This window comes from Aeribacillus sp. FSL M8-0254, from assembly GCF_038008845.1.
GTDB lineage: Bacteria > Bacillota > Bacilli > Bacillales > Aeribacillaceae > Aeribacillus > Aeribacillus composti.
In genome coordinates this window covers 1615172-1633915 of sequence record NZ_JBBOZY010000001.1, presented here as the reverse complement: position 1 = coordinate 1633915, position 18744 = coordinate 1615172, and the positions used below count along the sequence as shown (strand labels likewise).

General features: G+C 38.8%; 16 protein-coding genes. 6 read left to right on the top strand and 10 right to left on the bottom strand.

Going from position 1 to position 18744, the window contains the following annotated elements; translation table 11 throughout:
• Positions 1 to 43: 43 nt before the first annotated feature.
• The 3 genes from NSQ44_RS07905 to NSQ44_RS07895 form a co-directional block, all read right to left on the bottom strand.
• Positions 44 to 478 (bottom strand): BrxA/BrxB family bacilliredoxin, encoded by a 435-nt coding sequence (locus tag NSQ44_RS07905; protein ID WP_063389672.1) that lies wholly within the window; start codon positions 476 to 478, stop codon positions 44 to 46.
• A gap of 59 nt (positions 479 to 537) precedes the next feature.
• Positions 538 to 1662, bottom strand: a complete 1125-nt coding sequence (locus NSQ44_RS07900; RefSeq protein WP_340856413.1) for a conserved virulence factor C family protein — start codon at positions 1660 to 1662, stop codon at positions 538 to 540.
• A 97-nt stretch (positions 1663 to 1759) separates the two neighbouring features.
• The gene (locus tag NSQ44_RS07895) at positions 1760 to 2233 is read right to left on the bottom strand and encodes a glutathione peroxidase (protein ID WP_063389670.1); all 474 of its coding nucleotides are present in this window, start codon (positions 2231 to 2233) and stop codon (positions 1760 to 1762) included.
• Between the two features lie 182 nt (positions 2234 to 2415).
• Here NSQ44_RS07895 and metA point away from each other — a divergent pair, with 182 nt between their 5' ends.
• The 3 genes from metA to cspD all read left to right on the top strand — a co-directional run bounded on the left by metA (position 2416) and on the right by cspD (position 5106).
• Positions 2416 to 3324 carry a homoserine O-acetyltransferase MetA gene (gene metA / locus NSQ44_RS07890; protein WP_063389669.1) on the top strand — a complete coding sequence of 303 codons (909 nt, stop codon included), beginning with the start codon at positions 2416 to 2418 and terminating at the stop codon, positions 3322 to 3324.
• A gap of 60 nt (positions 3325 to 3384) precedes the next feature.
• Positions 3385 to 4524, top strand: a complete 1140-nt coding sequence (locus NSQ44_RS07885) for a diglucosyl diacylglycerol synthase (protein WP_063389668.1) — start codon at positions 3385 to 3387, stop codon at positions 4522 to 4524.
• 378 nt (positions 4525 to 4902) lie between these two features.
• The gene (cspD, locus tag NSQ44_RS07880) at positions 4903 to 5106 is read left to right on the top strand and encodes a cold-shock protein CspD (RefSeq protein ID WP_063389667.1); all 204 of its coding nucleotides are present in this window, start codon (positions 4903 to 4905) and stop codon (positions 5104 to 5106) included.
• 72 nt (positions 5107 to 5178) lie between these two features.
• On the opposite strand, the gene NSQ44_RS07875 is transcribed toward cspD, so the two are convergent.
• The gene (locus NSQ44_RS07875) at positions 5179 to 5397 is read right to left on the bottom strand and encodes a zinc-finger domain-containing protein (protein WP_157728045.1); all 219 of its coding nucleotides are present in this window, start codon (positions 5395 to 5397) and stop codon (positions 5179 to 5181) included.
• A gap of 353 nt (positions 5398 to 5750) precedes the next feature.
• Between NSQ44_RS07875 and NSQ44_RS07870 the strand changes: the two genes are divergently transcribed.
• Complete coding sequence (locus tag NSQ44_RS07870; protein ID WP_340856411.1) at positions 5751 to 6170, top strand: reverse transcriptase-like protein; 420 nt, start codon at positions 5751 to 5753, stop codon at positions 6168 to 6170.
• Positions 6148 to 6315, top strand: a complete 168-nt coding sequence (locus NSQ44_RS07865; protein WP_340856408.1) for a hypothetical protein — start codon at positions 6148 to 6150, stop codon at positions 6313 to 6315. Before NSQ44_RS07870 ends, NSQ44_RS07865 begins: the two co-directional genes overlap by 23 nt.
• 313 nt (positions 6316 to 6628) lie before the next feature.
• Here the strand turns inward: NSQ44_RS07865 and NSQ44_RS07860 are convergent, their stop codons facing one another.
• The 5 genes from NSQ44_RS07860 to NSQ44_RS07840 all read right to left on the bottom strand — a co-directional run bounded on the left by NSQ44_RS07860 (position 6629) and on the right by NSQ44_RS07840 (position 16204).
• Positions 6629 to 6895: a YpbS family protein gene (locus NSQ44_RS07860; RefSeq protein ID WP_327862924.1), complete on the bottom strand. Its 267-nt coding sequence runs from the start codon at positions 6893 to 6895 to the stop codon at positions 6629 to 6631.
• Between the two features lie 64 nt (positions 6896 to 6959).
• The gene (locus NSQ44_RS07855; protein WP_340856405.1) at positions 6960 to 10565 is read right to left on the bottom strand and encodes a dynamin family protein; all 3606 of its coding nucleotides are present in this window, start codon (positions 10563 to 10565) and stop codon (positions 6960 to 6962) included.
• Positions 10566 to 11008: 443 nt separating this feature from the next.
• Positions 11009 to 14452 carry a pyruvate carboxylase gene (pyc, locus tag NSQ44_RS07850; protein ID WP_063389662.1) on the bottom strand — a complete coding sequence of 1148 codons (3444 nt, stop codon included), beginning with the start codon at positions 14450 to 14452 and terminating at the stop codon, positions 11009 to 11011.
• 69 nt (positions 14453 to 14521) lie between these two features.
• A complete protein-coding gene (locus NSQ44_RS07845) occupies positions 14522 to 15694 on the bottom strand; it encodes an FtsW/RodA/SpoVE family cell cycle protein (protein ID WP_066250250.1) in 1173 nt (390 codons plus the stop codon).
• 225 nt (positions 15695 to 15919) lie between these two features.
• Positions 15920 to 16204, bottom strand: coding sequence for a YlaN family protein (locus NSQ44_RS07840; protein ID WP_063389660.1), 285 nt, complete (start codon positions 16202 to 16204; stop codon positions 15920 to 15922).
• Positions 16205 to 16484: 280 nt separating this feature from the next.
• Between NSQ44_RS07840 and NSQ44_RS07835 the strand changes: the two genes are divergently transcribed.
• Positions 16485 to 16982 (top strand): peptidyl-prolyl cis-trans isomerase, encoded by a 498-nt coding sequence (locus NSQ44_RS07835; protein WP_340856402.1) that lies wholly within the window; start codon positions 16485 to 16487, stop codon positions 16980 to 16982.
• A gap of 282 nt (positions 16983 to 17264) precedes the next feature.
• On the opposite strand, the gene NSQ44_RS07830 is transcribed toward NSQ44_RS07835, so the two are convergent.
• On the bottom strand, positions 17265 to 18611 hold the full coding sequence (locus NSQ44_RS07830) for a PhoH family protein (RefSeq protein ID WP_445659498.1): 1347 nt from the start codon (positions 18609 to 18611) through the stop codon (positions 17265 to 17267).
• Between the last annotated feature and the right edge of the window lie 133 nt (positions 18612 to 18744).

The following is an 18744-nucleotide window of genomic DNA, read 5'->3' as shown; positions in this document are numbered from 1 at the left end:
TGGAAGACCATGAGCTCTTTTACTTTTAAGAAGCTGAATATTATTAGCAATGCTTTTCAAATGCTTGAAGAAGATTTTCCATAACTCCTTCCAGCGTATTGCCTTCAATGTCATGTCTTGGAATAAAATGGACAACTTCTTTTCCTTTTAAAAGAGCCATTGACGGCGACGACGGTTCATAACCGATAAAATACTCCCTCATTTTTGCCGTCGCTTCCCGATCTTGACCCGCAAAAACTGTTACGAGATGGTCAGGAGTTTTTTCGCTTCTTACTAAAGCTTGTGTTGCCGCTGGTCTTGCAAGTCCCGCTGCGCAGCCGCAAACGGAATTCACAAAGACGAGCGTTGTCCCTTCCGCTGATTCCATAAATTGATCCACCTCTTCAGGTGTAACTAATTCGCGGAATCCAGCATTTGTCAACTCATCTCTCATCGGTTGAACGAGCTGACGCATATACTCTTCATAAGCCATTGACATTTTCAATCCCCCTAATTTTTACTATATTTAACATTATTCGTTTATGAAACAGAAATATGCTACTTTTGCCGGCTTTCGGTCATTTGCTTCCAAACGGATCCTTTTGCTTCTTCTCCTTTTTCGATCCTTTCAATTGCCATTTTTATTTGCATTTTTACTTCAAATTCCGGATCGTCTTCTGCTTCCTTCAGTTCCTTTAAAACAGATTCATCTCCAACTTCGTACAAAAACATGGCTGCTCGCCAGCGAACAAGCTTACTTTTGTCCTTCAATGCTTTTGCCATTTCAGGAATGGCCGCTTTGTCCCCGATGTCGGATAACGCATCACCTGCTGTTCTTCTAACAGTAACACTTTTATCTTTTAACGCTTTATAGAGCAAAGGAAGGACAGCCGGATCTTCGAGCATTCCTAAATAGACCGTTGCAAGTCTTCGTATCGATGCTTTCTCATCATTCAACGCTTTTTCCAGCACATCTAAATCTTCAAGCGTTGGATCCATTTGCTCCAAATGGGCAAACCGCTTTTGCCAATCAGGATCATCAAGCATGTCAACCGTTACTTTGTAGCTGAATCGCTTAAACGTTTCCTTTTCATCCTTTTGATGAATGATTCTATTTTTTATGCGTTCCAGCCTGTCATCCGGATAGGCTGCTGATATTTCATCGACAACCTCCTGGCCGATTGCATCCAAATCTCCGTAGCGGATGCCATGCTCCTTCCATTCCCTTTCTAAAACAACGTTGTTCGCATGCTTTTGAACTTCCATGATCATGTTTCGGAAGCGTTCAGGCAGCCCGTAGCGGCGCTCCTCATGTCCGTCTGTCAGCTTTACTTGCATCGGCAGGCCGTGAAACATTTGAATAAACACTTTTACTTCGCCATATCCTTCTTCAGGAGAATAGGCGTCCTGGCTGTTATCTTCAACCTGTTCGCCGAAAATGCTTCTTACTTCTGATAAAATATCCTGCCAATGATATTTGCTGTTTCGTTCAATGGCCATAAAATCTGCAACATGATAGACCCCTTTCACCCCTTCAATTGCTAAAATGGATTGGATTTCCTTTGGGGCTTCATGAGCATTTTCTTTTTTATAATTGTTCCTTTTACCTGCTGGAAGTTCTTGGTCGAGAATTACTTTCATTGTATTAGGGCTTGGGGTTGGTTCAATCGACTTAATGTTCACAAGATGTCACTCCCTACTTCCTATTAGCTAGTTCCATTTTAACATGCCAGTCTGCAAAATTCTTTCCAAATGCACTTGCTGCAAAACAATGGAGATTTTACAAAAGCTTTTCGATATAAGGAGCGATGTCTTTCGGATTTGTTTGCGGAACAAATCGCTCTACCGGATTGCCGTCGCGGTCGATCAAAAATTTTGTAAAATTCCATTTAATCATCTTTGTTCCAAACACGCCTGGAATTTGTTCGGTCAAGTACACAAATAAAGGATGGGCATTCGGGCCTCTCACATCAATTTTTGAAAAGACGGGAAATGTCACACCATAATTTTCACAAAATGTTTGGATTTCTTCGTCCGTTCCCGGCTCCTGATTGCCAAACTGATTACACGGAAACGCCAGTACGACAAATCCTTTTTCTTTGTATGTTTCATATAAATTTTGCAAATCTTTGTATTGCTCCGTAAAGCCGCAATAACTTGCAGTATTGACAATGAGCATGACATTTCCTTTATACTGTAATAGTGATATTGTTTGCCCATCTGCGGTTTTTACATCAAAGTCATAAACAGTCATCACGCCTCTCGCTCCATTTACGTTGATTTTACATTCCAGTCATAATAATAACAAATCTAAAATTGAAATATCATTTTAAACTATCTATAATATTAGCAAAACTTAGTCTGATCATGTTCTATTTCGCTCTGCACATGATTCATTTTTTTTGTTTTTCGATTACATTCCGGAGGTGCACATACATGCCAATTAATATACCAGCAAATTTGCCGGCAAAAGAAATATTGGAGAAGGAAAACATTTTCGTGATGGATGAAAAAAGGGCTTACACTCAGGATATCCGCCCATTAAATATTGCCATTTTAAATTTAATGCCAGAAAAAGAAAAAACAGAGACCCAGCTTCTCAGACTTTTAGGAAATTCTCCGCTTCAAGTTAATATCACGTTTTTGCGTCCGAAAACCCATACGCCAAAAACAACGGCAAAGCAGCATTTAGAACAATTTTATACAACGTTTGATCAAGTCAAGCATCGAAAATTCGACGGGTTGATTGTAACAGGGGCTCCTGTTGAAAAAATGCCTTTTAATGCTGTTAATTATTGGGAAGAGTTGACGAACATTTTTGAATGGACGAAAGAAAATGTGACATCTACTTTGCATATTTGTTGGGGTGCTCAAGCAGGCCTATTCTATCATTACGGCATCGATAAATATATGCTGCCGAAAAAATGCTTCGGCGTTTTTGAACATAAAATATCAGATCCTTCCGTCAAGTTGTTAAGAGGTTTCGATGAAATCTATTACGTTCCTCATTCTCGCCATACGGACATCGATGTGGAAGAAGTGAAAAAACAAAAAGATTTAGAGATTTTGTCTTATTCGGATGAAGCGGGTGTATGTCTTATTTCTTCGAAAGACGGGAGATTTATTTTTTTAACCGGACATCCTGAATATGATGCAACAACATTAAGAGATGAATATGAACGAGATTTGGCGAGAGGACTTGACATCGAAATCCCAAAAAATTATTTCCCTAATGACGACCCGACGAAATCGCCTTACAATCGCTGGCGGTCACATGCGAATTTGCTGTTTGTCAACTGGCTTAACTATTATGTATATCAAGAAACTCCTTATATTTGGGAATAATAATAGCAACCTGGTCGGATTAAAATACGACGTTCTGAAATTGAGGTGATGAAATCGTTTATGAATAAGCAGAAAATTTTGATCTTGACAGCAAAGTACGGAAACGGGCATATTCAAGTGGCAAAGACGCTGGAAAAGCGATGTATGGAACGGGGTATGGACGTCATCGTTTGCGATCTATATCAAGAGTCTCATCCACTCATTACTGAATTCACAAAATACCTGTATTTAAAGAGCTTTTCGTTTGGAAAACAGTTTTACCGTTTGTTTTATTATGGTGTAGATAAAATGTACAATAAACGAGTCATGAATGTTTATTACACAATGGGCAGAAAAAAACTCGAACAAGTGATTGCTGCTGAAAAACCCGATATCATCATCAATACGTTTCCAATGATCGTCGTACCCGAATACCGGAGACGCACCGGTCACGTGATTCCGACCTTTAATGTCATGACAGATTTTTGTTTACATAAAATTTGGGTGCATCAAAACATAGATAAATATTATGTTGCATGTGAAGATGTAAAAGAAAAACTTCTCAGCTTAGGGATCGACGAAAAAGACGTAAAAGTTACCGGAATTCCTATACGCAGCCGATTTGAAGAAAATATTGAGATAGAACCGTTGTACCGCAAATATGGATTAAGTGAGAACAAACATATTTTGCTTATTATGGCAGGTGCTCACGGCGTCTTAAAAAATGTGAAAGAAATTTGCGAAGCGATGCGCTATTCAGAAAACGTCCAAACCGTTGTTGTATGCGGAAACAATCATGCGCTCAAAGACCGCTTAGCCCCTCTTGCTAAAGCAAGCAGAGATCAATTGAAAGTTTTGGGTTACGTCGAAAGAGTGGACGAGCTGTTTCGAATTGCTTCCTTGTTAATTACAAAACCCGGAGGAATTACGTTAACAGAAGCTTCTTCCCTTTCGGTTCCTCTCGTTTTATACAACCCGGTTCCTGGGCAGGAAAAAGAAAACGCGGAATTCTTTGCAAAACACGGTGCTGCGGTCATCGTCAACAATGTATCTGATATGATTGATGAGGTGAACAAATTATTGCATTCACCTGATAAATTAAAACGGATGCGTAAAAATATTTTTCAACTGTACCATCCAAACGCTGTGGACACCATTTTAGACGACATAAAGTTAGAAAGTGAACGAATGTCTAAATATATTCATGAACATATTTCATAAACGAGTGTCAATAAGACATTCGTTTTTTTATAAAATGATGTCGCTTTATCGTATTAACTTCCTCGTATTACCTGGAAAATGCTTTTTTTTTTTTGCGAGAAAACAGCACTTTCACGGTGAAAGCATCCTTGTCATGTAGCCGGCAATTAAGCTGATTTATTCCTAATCAATTTCCATCTTAGCGTTTTGACAAAAATTCGAATCATTGGAATAAACTTGACTTTCAATAATTGGTTAGTGTATAGTAGATATATCATTTAGCTGAATATAAGCAGCCTAAGGTTTTGAGACCTTGCTTGTTGCATTATATTCCTGTTAAATGATAAAAAATTTTTTAAGCACGGCTTTGTGCGGAAAGTATTAGGAGGAAATCGAAATATGCAACAAAATGGTAAAGTAAAATGGTTTAACAATGAAAAAGGTTATGGTTTTATTGAAGTTGAAGGCGGAGACGATGTTTTTGTCCACTTCACTGCAATTCAAGGCGAAGGTTTCAAAACCTTAGAAGAAGGTCAAGCGGTATCTTTTGAAATTGTCCAAGGAAATCGTGGACCACAAGCAGCGAACGTTGTAAAATTATAATCGATGATCATTTGATCTTCAAATATAAAAAGAGGCTTTTGCCTCTTTTTATTTTTTATTTTCGGAATTTTTTTATTTATTACTGAATTTTCGATCGCCGCGCTTGCGTGTCCCCCTCAAGTTTTTCCCTAGCTCTTTAATTTGCTGTCCCACCGTACATTTATTAATACAAAATGAATGGGCATATGTTTTTCCGTATTCTTTACGAAAATGAGCTTTTAAAAAACAATTTACGCAATATTCATCCATTAATTCAGTCACTTTTTCAAATATAGCCGCACGATCTTTCATCATTCCATCTCCACTGTTTTTTATTTAACATTATGCTATTTCACAAAAAGAGATTGTACTTTCTCGAAAATGTATCTTTCGTATTCTCAATTGAAGAGACTAATTTTTTATACCATATTCTGTTCAACCTTGCAACCGATTCACTCAAAAGGGTTTTTACAGACATTGATCGAATTGTATGGTATAATCACATCGATTTTTTTGAAAAGAAAAAGGCAGTCAAATAGATGTTTTACTTAATAAGATCAAAAGCTCCTCACATCTATTTTAAGCTTTTTTCATCCTTATCATGATCTTGATGACATGTTATATTCTTCATTTTTAAAAAAATTCCTCTAAGGGAGTGAAATTGATTGGTAGAAGTCTACATAGATGGTGCGGCAAAAGGAAATCCCGGACTTTCCGGCGCCGGTATTTATATAAAAGGAACGAACATTCAAGAAAAATATTTTTTCCCACTTGGTGTCATGGATAATCATGAAGCTGAATTTGCTGCATTAGTCAAAGGACTTATGATCTGTCTTGAAAAAGGATATAAGATCGTCTCTTTCAGAACCGATTCACAGGCAGTGGAGCAAGCAGTGCTTAAACGTTATGCAAAAAATCAACGCTATAACAGCCATCTTCAAGAAGCGTTAAAGCTCATCGATCAATTGGATTTGTTTTTTATTAAATGGATTCCCGAAAAGCAAAACAAAACGGCTGATGAATTAGCCAAAAAAGCATTGCAGCTTCAAAAAGGGATTGATCATGAAGGAACAACAAACGGTTGATTTTAAGTTTTTTCGCATTGCTTATATTTGGAAACAGCATTTTTTATCGTTCAGAGGGCTTTATGTGTTAACTCATATTATTGAAGAAGAACTAACAACGTTCTGGTCTTTCATTGGAACCCTTTATTGTATTAGCACGCAATAAACTAACAACGTTCGGAGCGTTCAGCAGGACCTTAATGTGTTAGCGCAATAAACAACGTTTGTGAGCATTCACCGGAACCTTTAATGTATTAGAACACAATAAACTAACAACATTTATGAGCGTTCCATCAAGGGCGTGGCCCCATGAGATCCGCTTTTTGATCAGAGGGTTGAGCTTGGTTATTGCGGCTTCTCCTCCCTCCCGGCATCCCGGCAAAAAACATTTCCACAAACCATTTTGCACGTTCTGTTAGCATCCAGAAAATAAAGACTCTTCCATAAATGTTATGAGGAACTGGGTCATCCAGTTCCTTTCAGCTTTGCTTCCGACTTACATATTCTTTTACCATTTCTTCCGTTACGTATTTTCGCTGCGGAACGATTCCGGTTGCTCTGGCCAGCTCATTCATTTCTTTTGTAATTTCGTTAATCGTTTGCACGGAAAAATGAAGCCCCTTTTCGCAAAGCATTACAGCTTCATCGATTGCCTGCTCCCGTTTTTCTTCTAGATGCAAAAACCTTTTCACGATCTCGTGCTGGCGGTTTGAATGCTTTGTTATCTCTTTATGTACTTCTGCCATCTTTTTTCCCCCTAATTTTTAAGTTCGAGCACTTTCAAAGGAAGAGAGGAGCTTCTGCCCCTCTTTATGAAAGCGATGTTAATTCATTGAATTTTTCTTTCATCCATTGTACATCATTTGGTGCTGTCAACGTTTTTAATCTAGCTTGAATAAATTGTTCCCCTTCATGAATCATTTTTTCCTTCAGCTGTTCGATTTCCTTTTTCAATAATGCTTCGTAATGGCGAGCCAGATGCTCTTCAAAAGCTCTCACCGACATGTCAATCGTATCTTTCAAATTCTGTTCTAAAATATCAAACAGCTTTTGCTTTTCGTTCTGCTCGAAAAATGATTTCGTATTTCGGAACACTTTATGTGCTTTTGAAACATCAAATTGAATGTAAGGGAAAACGGAAACTTGGATCCGGATTTCTTCCCATTGAATCTCTTCTATATTTGAAAACGGAACTGCTACACATTGTTTAGCAACCATGTCGGAAAGGTTCTGATTGATTTTTTGCAATATTCCGTTTAAATAATTTTCAATACGAAGTGTTGTAGCGTTCATTTCCTGCTGGAGCTGAATATTCAGTCCTTCTATCATTTCGTTAAAACAATCCATTAAAATGGCTGCTTCTCCCTTTGTGCTGTTTGTAAATTTGCCAGGATGATACGCCTCTTTAAACAGCTCCGGAAGTTTATGAAGAAGCCGCTGTTTTACGTAATAGTTCAATTCTTCCGTTTCCTGCTGGAATGTTATAACGTATTCGTCAACTGATTGCGTACGAATTAATTCCTGCATGCGATTGAGCTGATCCTTCAATTCGCGAATTTTCTGATCGCGTTCGCTTTCATCAAGCTCCAAAAGCTTGATCATATCTGAAAGTTCTGAGACCGCCTGTTGAAATTCATGTTCAGCCGCTTGAATTAAAACGGTCATCAATTCATGATGGATAAAATGTTCAAACGACTTGAGAAAATGCGGAAACTCGTCTCGAACCTTCGAAATCTTTTTCTTTTCCAATGCCTGTAAGCTTGAAACTTGAAAAAGCTTCGGCTCTCGGATTGAATGGGACAATAACATTTGCTCGACATAATTTCGAACATCTTCTGCATCTTGATCATGTTCCGCCAAATCAATTGCATTGATGATAAAAAACATTTTATCTAACGTAAAGGCGTCCTTTACAAGACCAAGCTGATCCAAAAACTGCTGATCTCCTTTTGAAAATGGATGGTTGTAATAAGTTAAAAAGATAATGGCATCCGCATGTTTTATATATTGGAAAGCAAGTTCTGTATGCCGGCCGTGAAAAGAACTCGCACCTGGAGTATCAACAAGAGTAATCCCTTTTCTAGTCAGATCACAATCATAATAAATCGTTACATCCTGAATCATACATGACCGTTCTTCTTTTGCAACAAATGACTCAAGCTCATCTGCCTTGATCCATTTCACTTTTTGATCTTCTTTTTCATAAAATGAGATTCCTTCTAAAAAGGTGTTCAGCCTTCGTTGAACCATTTCATCTTCCGTTCGTTTCATTGCTTGAAGCATCGCTTCGCGCAAACCGGAAAATCGCTCCGCCTTAAGAGAAAGCGGTGCTAGCAATTCATTAATTTCTTCTAAAATTTGCTGCTCATTTTTAAAGACTACTTCCACATCCCCGTGTTTTTTGCCATCTTTAACACCGGTTAATTTATTGATAACAGCGGTTGTTGGAGTTGGCGAGGAAGGGAAAATTTTTTCACCAATCAAGGCATTTAAAAAGCTCGATTTTCCTGCACTAAACGCGCCAAAAATTGCAATTTGAAAGGAGCGGTTCTCAATTTGAGAAAGTTTTTCTTTTAAGCGGTTGGCAGAATGCTCCAGCCCAGTCTCATTTAAAATTTCAATCCCTTTTTGCAGCTTATTTGTCATTTGATCTTTCTTCGCCGCTTCATGTTTTCGTTCGGTTTCTTTTTTCTCTATTTTTTTATCTTTTCTTTGCTTTTCATTCGAAATAAGGAATTGAAGAGAATTCCATTCCATGATTTGTTTTTGCAGATGTTCGGCTTTCCATCGCTCGATATCGATATTGTCAACAGTTCCTTGACCATTTAATATGTCGGAAAGCTGTTTAAACTCATTCATAAATTGTTCTTTCTCATCAATCGCTTTAGACATTTGCATCAGTTTGACTGTAAGCTGTTCCCGCTCCTGCTTCATCCGTTCTCTTTCTGTTTGATTCATCTCGTGTAATACTTTGATCATGTGATCGCGCAAGCTTTGAGCTTCTCGTTTGCACAATTGCTGTACAGCATTTGAAACATCTTTCCCATACTGGAGCACATATTGACCATTTAATTCAGCCCCTGGTTTGATCACGTCAAGCAGCATATTTTCATCAAATTCGATCGAAAAGCTTAGTATTTGCTGTAAAAGAGAAGGTTGGTCGATATGATGCTTTTCATAATATTTTTTCGCCATATTGATGATGTGCCATACAATTTGCGATTCCACATTTTTGGCCAGCTCTTCATAAAATTGAATAAGTGCATTTCGTTTTGCCTCTTCTGTTTTCTTTTTTGAGAAAAACAAACCTACTTTAAAATCTTTTTTCTGGGTTTCAATTAATTTTGCCGCTTTTTCCCTTGTATCATAAGGCATAAGATTGGCGTTTCTCAACAAACCATCAAGTTCTTGATCAAATGCTGCTTCAAACTGTTTAATGTCTTCATCTATCAGTTTGAGCTTCTGTTCTATTTCCGACAATTTTTGCTGGCTGTTTTGAAGCAGCTGATCAAGCTGATTCCATTCATCCAATGAGAGATGAAGGCTCTCCGCTTTCTCTTTAGACAAATCCTCCTTCATTTGTTGAAGCAAAATTTTTGCCTGCTCCAATACATTTTTTCGCACTAAATGCTTTTTATTATCGACTAGCCCATTTAACCGCTCCTCTAACTGCTTAAATTCGTTTAAAGGATGCTCAGGCGATTTCGTTGTCGTATAATAAATATTTTCCTTTTCAATTCCGATAGCTGTCAGCGAGGCTTCAATGTTTGTTTTAAACGTTGAAAAAGGGATTTCATCTTCTTGATGCTTATCAATTTGGTTGATGATGACGATGATCGGTTTATTCATCTCCCTCAGCTTTGACAAGAAAGAAAAATTCAGCTCCGACTGAACGTGATGATAATCCGTCACATATACGATGTAATCCGCTAAATGGAGCGCCGATTCTGTTCTTTTGCGATGATCGTCATCCGTTGAATCAATTCCCGGCGAATCTGTTAAAATCAGATGTTCACGAATCGTAAAATAAGGCCGTTGAATAAATACTTTTTCAATTTCATTTTCTTGTTTGCACAGCTTGCTGATCAGCTCATTATCCAAATCGTCTTTCGATTCATACATTTTGCCATTAAACAGATGCACACGGGTCAAACGTTCGCCTTTCGCCAGCATGACGATATTGGAGCTGGTCGGAAGCGGACTCGAAGGCAAAATGGTTCCGTTTGCAAGCTTGTTTAACAGCGATGATTTTCCTGCCGAAAAATGGCCCATAAATGCAATTTGGATTTGATCCTGCATCTCTTTTTCAATTAATTCTTTCCATTTTTGTTTATAGGAAGCTTTGACTTCTTTAGGAAGCTTTTCAAATATTTGAATCAAGCTGCTGATTCGTTCTTGCTCAACTACATTTCCCATACCTCAGGCTCCTTTTCGTCAATTCCTCATGTTGATTTTACCATATTGCCCGTAAATGAAGGCAAAAAAATTATTTTCAGGAGCCTGGACAAGAAAAAACCTGCTTCGCTTCCTCCCAAGCGACTGTTAAAAAGCTCAGTTTTCCCATAAAAAAGAGATTGACTGTTTTTTGCCAATCCCCGCTATGTAATATATGAAAAATTTATTTATGAATTTGAATCGACTCGCTTCAAAACATATCCGATTAAAATGCTATAAATCAAAACCGTACTCCCGACAAAAAGCATTGTCATGTCGTCACAGCCTTTCTTGAGAATGATTTTCATCATTAATTAAAGAATAACATGAGTGAAAATCATTTTCAATAGTTTTTTCGAAACGAAGTTTTAAATTTTAAAATCTTACATAAAAAAACCAGCCAAAAATGGCTGGCACAAAATTTATTATTTAGTGATTTCGATTAACAAATCACCTGTTTGAATAGCTTCTCCGCTCTTCACATAAATATCTTTAATAACACCTGCAAATGGAGCTTGAACAGTCGTTTCCATTTTCATTGATTCAGTGATCATTAAATGATCGCCTTTATTTACTTTTTCGCCTTTTTCTACCAAGACTTTAATTACTGTTCCAGGCATAGACGCTCCAATATGTTCAGGGTTTTGCGGATCTGCTTTGACTCTTTGCTGAACAGTTGATTTGATGCTCTCGTCTTTAATGACAACCTCACGCGGCTGACCGTTTAATTCAAAGTACACGATCCGCGTTCCATCAGGCTGCGGTTGGCCAATGGAAACTAGCTTCACAATCAGCGTTTTTCCTTTTTCTATTTCCACTTCAATTTCTTCGCCTAAACGCATTCCGTAGAAGAATGTCGGTGTATCTAAAACAGAAATGTTTCCATATTGTTCATATGTTTTCAAATATTCCGTGAACACTTTTGGATACAGTGCATAAGCGATCGTCTCGTAAGGCGTCGGCTCACGATGGAGCAGCTGCTCCAGTTCTTCTTTTAATGCTTGGAAATTAACCGGCTCCAATAGCTCCCCAGGTCTAACTGTAATCGGCTCGCGGCCTTTTAAAATCACGCGCTGGAGCTCTTTCGGAAAGCCTCCGTACGGCTGGCCGAGATATCCGGCAAAAAATTCAATGACTGAATCTGGGAAGTCAAGCGATTCTCCACGCTCATATACGTCTTCTTCCGTTAAATTGTTCTGAACCATAAAGAGCGCCATGTCACCAACAACTTTTGATGACGGAGTTACTTTGACAATATCGCCAAACATTTGGTTGACGCGGCTGTACATTTCTTTCACTTCCTCCCAGCGGTCACCCAAACCTACAGCCTTCGCCTGCTGCTGTAAATTGCTGTATTGTCCGCCAGGCATTTCATGTACATAAACTTCTGAATGAGGAGCTTTCATGCCGCTCTCAAAGTCTTGATAATATTTGCGAACTTCTTCCCAATATTGAGACAGCTTTTCCAATGATTGAATGTTAACATTCGGTCTTCTTTCCGAACCTTCAAGCGCATAATATAAAGAATTGGCACTTGGCTGAGAAGTTAAACCGGCCATTGAGCTCAACGCCGTATCTATAATATCGACCCCTGCTTCGATCGCTTTGGCATATGTGTAAATGCCGTTTCCGCTCGTATCATGTGTATGCAAATGAATTGGCAGATCGACCGTTTCTTTTAACACTGAAATCAGCTCATATGCCGCCTGTGGCTTCAACAGTCCTGCCATATCTTTAATGCCTAAAATTTGTGCGCCCGATGCTTCCAATTCTTTTGCCATCTGTTTGTAATAATTCAAATCATATTTTCTTCTTGTTGGATCGAGAATATCCCCTGTATAACAGATGGCTGCTTCGGCAATTTTTCCGGTTTTACGGACGGCATCGATCGCAAGGGTCATCCCTTTTACCCAGTTTAAGCTGTCAAAGATTCTGAACACATCAATGCCTGCTTCCGCTGATCTTTCGACAAATTCTTTAATTACATTATCTGGATAGTTTTTATATCCGACAGCATTCGATGCGCGCAAAAGCATTTGCAGAAGCAAGTTTGGCACATGCTTTCTGACAATTTGAAGTCTTTCCCACGGATCTTCTTTTAAAAAGCGATAGGCAACATCAAACGTTGCTCCTCCCCACATCTCAAGCGAAAACAGGTTTGGAAGCAATCTCGCAGTAGGTTCAGCAATCTTTTTAATATCATTTGTACGCACGCGAGTTGCCAACAATGATTGATGAGCATCTCGGAAAGTCGTATCCGTCAACAGCACTTGTTTTTGTTCTTTTACCCATTTAACAAGGCCGTCGACTCCTTCTTTCTCTAAAATTTGTTTCGTTCCTTCTGGAATAGGCTCCGATAATTTTACGTGCGGAATCGGTGGCTCATCAAATACTGGTTTTTTCTTTTTCCCGATGCCTGGAAAACCGTTCACCGTCACATTCCCAATATATGTGAGCATTTTTGTTCCCCGATCTCGTTGTTTCGGGAAAACGAACAGCTCAGGTGATGAATCAATAAAGGACGTATCATATTCTCCAGATAAAAATTTCTCATGTTTAATGACATTTTCCAAAAAAGGAATATTTGTTTTTATTCCGCGAACTCGAAATTCTCTTAAATTTCGAATCATTTTTCTGGCAGCTTGCTCAAACGATAGCGCCCATGTCGATACTTTTACAAGCAATGAATCATAATAAGGTGTAATAACAGCGCCTTGGAAGCTGTTTCCGGTATCCAATCGAACGCCAAAGCCGCCTCCGGAACGATACGCCATAATTTTTCCAGTGTCCGGCATGAAATTGTTCAGCGGATCTTCCGTCGTCACCCTTGCTTGAATAGCATATCCCCATGTTTTAATGTCTTCCTGTCTTGGAATTCCAACTTCCGGGCTGTGAATTGAGTGGCCTTCTGCCACAAGAATTTGTGTTTGAACGATATCTATCCCTGTAATCATTTCAGTAATCGTATGTTCTACTTGAACACGCGGATTTACTTCGATGAAATAAAAGTCATCGCCGGAAACTAAAAATTCCACCGTACCTGCATTGACATAGTTGACATTTTTCATTAACCGTACAGCCGCTTCGCATATTTTATCCCTTAATTCCTGCTTTAAAGAAACGCTTGGAGCAACTTCCACGACTTTTTGATGACGACGTTGGACAGAACAGTCCCTCTCATAAAGATGAACAATGTTTCCATCGTGGTCACCAATGATTTGCACTTCAATATGCTTCGGATTTTCGATCAGCTTTTCTACATACACTTCGTCGCTTCCGAATGCAGCTTTTGCTTCCGATTTAGCTCGTTCATAAGAATCCTTTACTCCAGCCTTTGAACGAACTATGCGCATACCCCGGCCTCCGCCGCCAAGAGCAGCTTTAATGATAAACGGATACCCGTATTCTTCACCAAACTGAATCACTTCATCCAAGCTTTTGACTGGACCGTTGCTGCCTGGAATGACTGGAATTCCGGCCTTTTCCGCCTGATGTCTAGCTTTCACTTTATCGCCAAACATATCTAAGTGCTCTGTTCTAGGGCCGATAAAAATGATTCCAGCTTCTTCGCATTTTCTAGCAAATTCGATATTTTCAGATAAAAAACCGTATCCGGGATGAATAGCATCCACGTCATGAGCTTTTGCAATTTCAATGATACCGTCAATATCGAGATATGCTTCGATCGGTTTTTTTCCTTCGCCAACTAAATAAGCTTCATCTGCTTTATATCGATGATAAGAACCTGAATCTTCCCTAGAATAAATTGCAACGGTTCGGATATTCAATTCATTGCAAGCTCGAAATACCCGAATCGCGATTTCTCCACGGTTTGCTACTAAGATTTTTTCAATTTTTCTGTTCGTCATATAAATCCCCCTTGCAGTGTATATTAGATTTTCAAGAAAATAAAACTAGAGCAGCATATGGCGGAACGATTACATGCTTGCAATTTCTTTTTCTTTTTTATATTGCTCCCGGTAATTGACAAACATTGAAACATTCACTAACAATCCCATCGATATTAATAGTACTAATAACGATGAGCCTCCATAACTGACAAACGGCAATGTAACACCAGTGATCGGGATCAGTCCTGTCACTCCTCCCAAGTTGACGGCCGTTTGAATGGCGATCATGCTTGAAACTCCTACGGCAATCAATGTACCAAACGGGTCGGTGCATTTTCTTGCAATATAGAGGCCTTTTAAAACGATAAACGCCAAAAGCGTAAGAACAAATAATACACCGAAAATACCTAGCTCTTCCGCTACAACGGCCATAATAAAATCAGTGTGCGCTTCCGGCAAATATCCGTATTTTTGCACGCTTTCCCCCAGCCCCAGTCCAGTAAGACCTCCGGATCCGATCGCAATATATGAATTGACGAGCTGATAACCTGCTCCGTCTTCATGTTCAAATGGATCCGTATACCCTGTAAAGCGGGAAAGACGTTCTTTACTAAAAATATCATCGGCCTTAAATAAAATGAGCGGACTTAGCAGCAATAAGAAAAATAAAGCAAGCAATACTAACTTTAACATGTTTTTGATGCCCATACCTGAACATAAAATAATAGACAAGGCAATCATTCCAATAATGAATGATGTCCCAATGTCAGGCTGAAGCATAACAAAAACGCAAATCAATACGGTAAAGATTACCGGAGGCAATGCTCCCTTTCCAAAGTGCCATATGTACGATTGCTTTTTTTCGTATACAGCTGATAAATAAATAATGGCGGAAAGCTTGACAAATTCTCCCGGCTGAATGGCTCTTCCGGCAACTTTAAACCAGCTTTGCGAACCGCCGGCAACATGTCCAAAAATAAATAACAGCCCGAGAACAGCAATCGATCCAAAAAACAAAATTCTTATAAATTTTCCGTTCAGCAGAGCGCGGTACGGAAAAAACATCATTACTAGAAAAGCTATCGTTGCAAGCAGGAGCGAGGACAATTGCTTGCGAAAAAAATAATCGCTTTCCGTATAATACCTCGTGACAGCCATGATCATACTTGAACTGTACACCATGACCAAGCCGAAACCGCATAATAAGAAAACTGCTAAAATAAGCGAATAATCATATGATTTTAAAATTCGTTTCAACATGTTCATCTTCCTTACGACTTGCTGCTCTTCTTGTTGCAAAATAAATACACAGTCATTGTTTTCATAAGTGTAAAGAAAATTTATTTTCTATTATACTTTGAACAATTCATTTTCTCAATGGCAAAATAAAAATTGCGAAGGAACACCTAGTGGAAGGTCGATATGAGAAATGGAAAAGATAAAATAAAAGCCCAAACCTTTTTTTTACCGGTTTGAGCAAGCTTTTTATTTTCGTACAAATGCCTCGTGCAGAGCTGACAGCTCACGCTCAAGCTCATCAAGCAGAGCTTTTCCCTCGCGTTCTTCAATCAGGCCTAGTCTGACAGCAAAGTCAATTTCCCGAGATAATCCGAACATTTGCGTATCTAAAACCTCTTCATAAAGAGGACATTGAGGCATTGTCAAATTGTCCATTTGTACTTTAATCAATTTCATGATTTTATCTGCATCCGCCTTTAAAAGCGAAAGAGCCTTTTCCCGGTGACTAAGAACCATTTCAAATGATGCCATCTGAATCCCTCCGTTCCCCATTAAGGAATCCCTATTCTATCTATTAATATTAAATGTTATAAAGGAAAATTGCAAGGAAACACGCACCCTCCTTCCCTAATAATTTTAAAGTTGTTCATATATATGTATGAACCTTCCAAAAAAATGCTAGAAGAATTTGTCTGATTGATTTGCCGCGTCTGGACTCAGCCGCCTGACTGTCGCTTTTTTGAACTGAAATGGGCAACGGAATGTGACAAAATCCATAAAAGCGCTTATACTTTAACGTGGAGGGATGCTCATGAGCGATATTATTCAAATGAAAGGGAATGTAAAATTTCCAATTACTTTGGACCCAGGTGTTTGGATCTTTGATGACCGCCGCATTGATTTAAATACATATTTTGATCAAGGCCGCAAAGAGGAAAACATAGAAGAGGACTATGTGCAAAAAACAGCAAATCAATGGCAACGGGAGATTCAGGAGGGAGCTGTATTTCCGCCTACTTTAAAAACGGAACAAAAATTTGAAAAAGAAAAGGTGCTTACCGGGACTTTCGGCATGCCGCTTAAACCGTTTTTATCAAATGCTGAACCGTTAACGAACGCCAAAACGGTCGTTTTTGAAACCGAAAACGGCGAAGTCGAAATGCCGATTGAAAAAGCAGAAGAATGCATTTTGGCATTCAGCAAGGAAGGAAAACCGCTAAAAGAAGACGGCCCTGTCCACATCATTTACGGAGATGGCTCGAACCGCCATGATCCAATTAAAAAGGTGAGAGCAATAATCGTAAAATAATTTTTGGGGGTGTCTAATAAGTCGTTTTACGGCTTATTGACGCCCCCATGAATGTTTTAGAAATGTTGATATATTGGTGTTTATGATTTTTGTTTTCAATGGCGATTTGACTTTCTGGACAGTCCTTTTTTTTCCATTGCTCACAATTTGAGCAGAATCGCAAATGTTAGCGCAAAAAATCTTTTTGGATGCTGCAAAGAGCTTAAGATAAATCAGCTGCTGCAAAGCTCACACTTTTATCTCTGACCCCTGAGGCTTTTGAAACTACAACATCTCACTTTTTCATAACAAATCTGCTGCTATTTGCGCCAATTGGGATCGTTCGCCTTTCAGTAATTTTACATGCCCGGCAATTGCTTGATCTTTAAATTTTTCCACTACATAGGTCAACCCATTGTTATATTCATCTAAATAAGGATGATCAATTTGTCCTGGATCCCCCATCAACACAATTTTGCTTTTTTCGCCAACTCTTGTTAAAATCGTCTTCACTTCATGTTTCGTCAAATTTTGCGCTTCATCGATGATGATAAATTGTTCCGGGATGCTCCTGCCGCGAATATAAGTCAGCGCCTCCACCTCGATCGAATTCATACCTGCTAAAATCGCATCAAGCTCGCCAGCTTTTTTCGTATTAAATAAATATTCTAAATTATCCCATATCGGCTGCATCCAAGGCCTCAGTTTTTCTTCTTTTTCTCCCGGCAAAAAACCGATATCTTTTCCCATTGGAACAATTGGTCTGGCGACAAGAAGCTTTTTATATGATTCCATGTCTTCTGTTTGCATCAGCCCGGCCGCTAAAGCCAAAAGCGTTTTTCCTGTACCTGCTTTGCCGATCAAAGTCACGAGCTGAATATCGTGTCTCATTAATAGTTCGAATGCCATCGTTTGTTGAACATTTCTCGGCTGAATTCCCCAAACATGGTCATGCTGAAAAACAAGCTTTTTCAATCTTTTCCCTGTTTTATCGACAATCCCAATGGCAGATGATTTGCCTCCTAAAACATCCTTCAGCAAAATAAATTGATTTGGATAAAAAGGATGATTGGTTATTTCCGACAGCAGCAGCTCATTTTTCTCATAAAATCGGTTTAAGTTTTCCATACTTATGTAAAGGTCAAGAAACCCTGTATAGATATGGTCAATTTCTACTACACGATCGCTCAGAAAATCTTCAGTATGAAGTCCAATCGCATCTGCCTTCACTCTCACTAAAGCATCTTTGCTGACTAAAATTACCGATTTTCCATCTTTCTTTGATTGCTCTTCCAGTGATAAATTTTTGGCTACTGCCAAAATTCGGTTATCATTTGTTTTTTCTACGAAAATCTCCTGCAGATCATGAAACGAACGATGATTTAATTCAATTCTTAAAGATCCGCCGTTTGGCAGAGGAATTTTTTCGTGCAATTTCCCTTGTTCCCTCAACTGATCAATGATTTTTGAAACTTGGCGCGCATTTCGTCCAACTTCATCCATATATCTTTTTTTGGAATCCACCTCTTCAAGAACAACGGCAGGTATTACAACTTCGTGCTCATCAAAGGAAAAAATGGAATTCGGATCCTGCAACAAAACATTCGTATCCAGCACATATATCTTACCCAATCTTTCTTCCTCCCTCATCCGAAATTATTGGAGGCTTCCTTAGCTAAAATATATGTCTTTATGAATAAAGATAGAAGGTTTATTAAACAATAAATAAAGAAAGATGCTGCCAAAGCCGATGTCTTCTACAATCCAGTCGGGAGTTAACTCC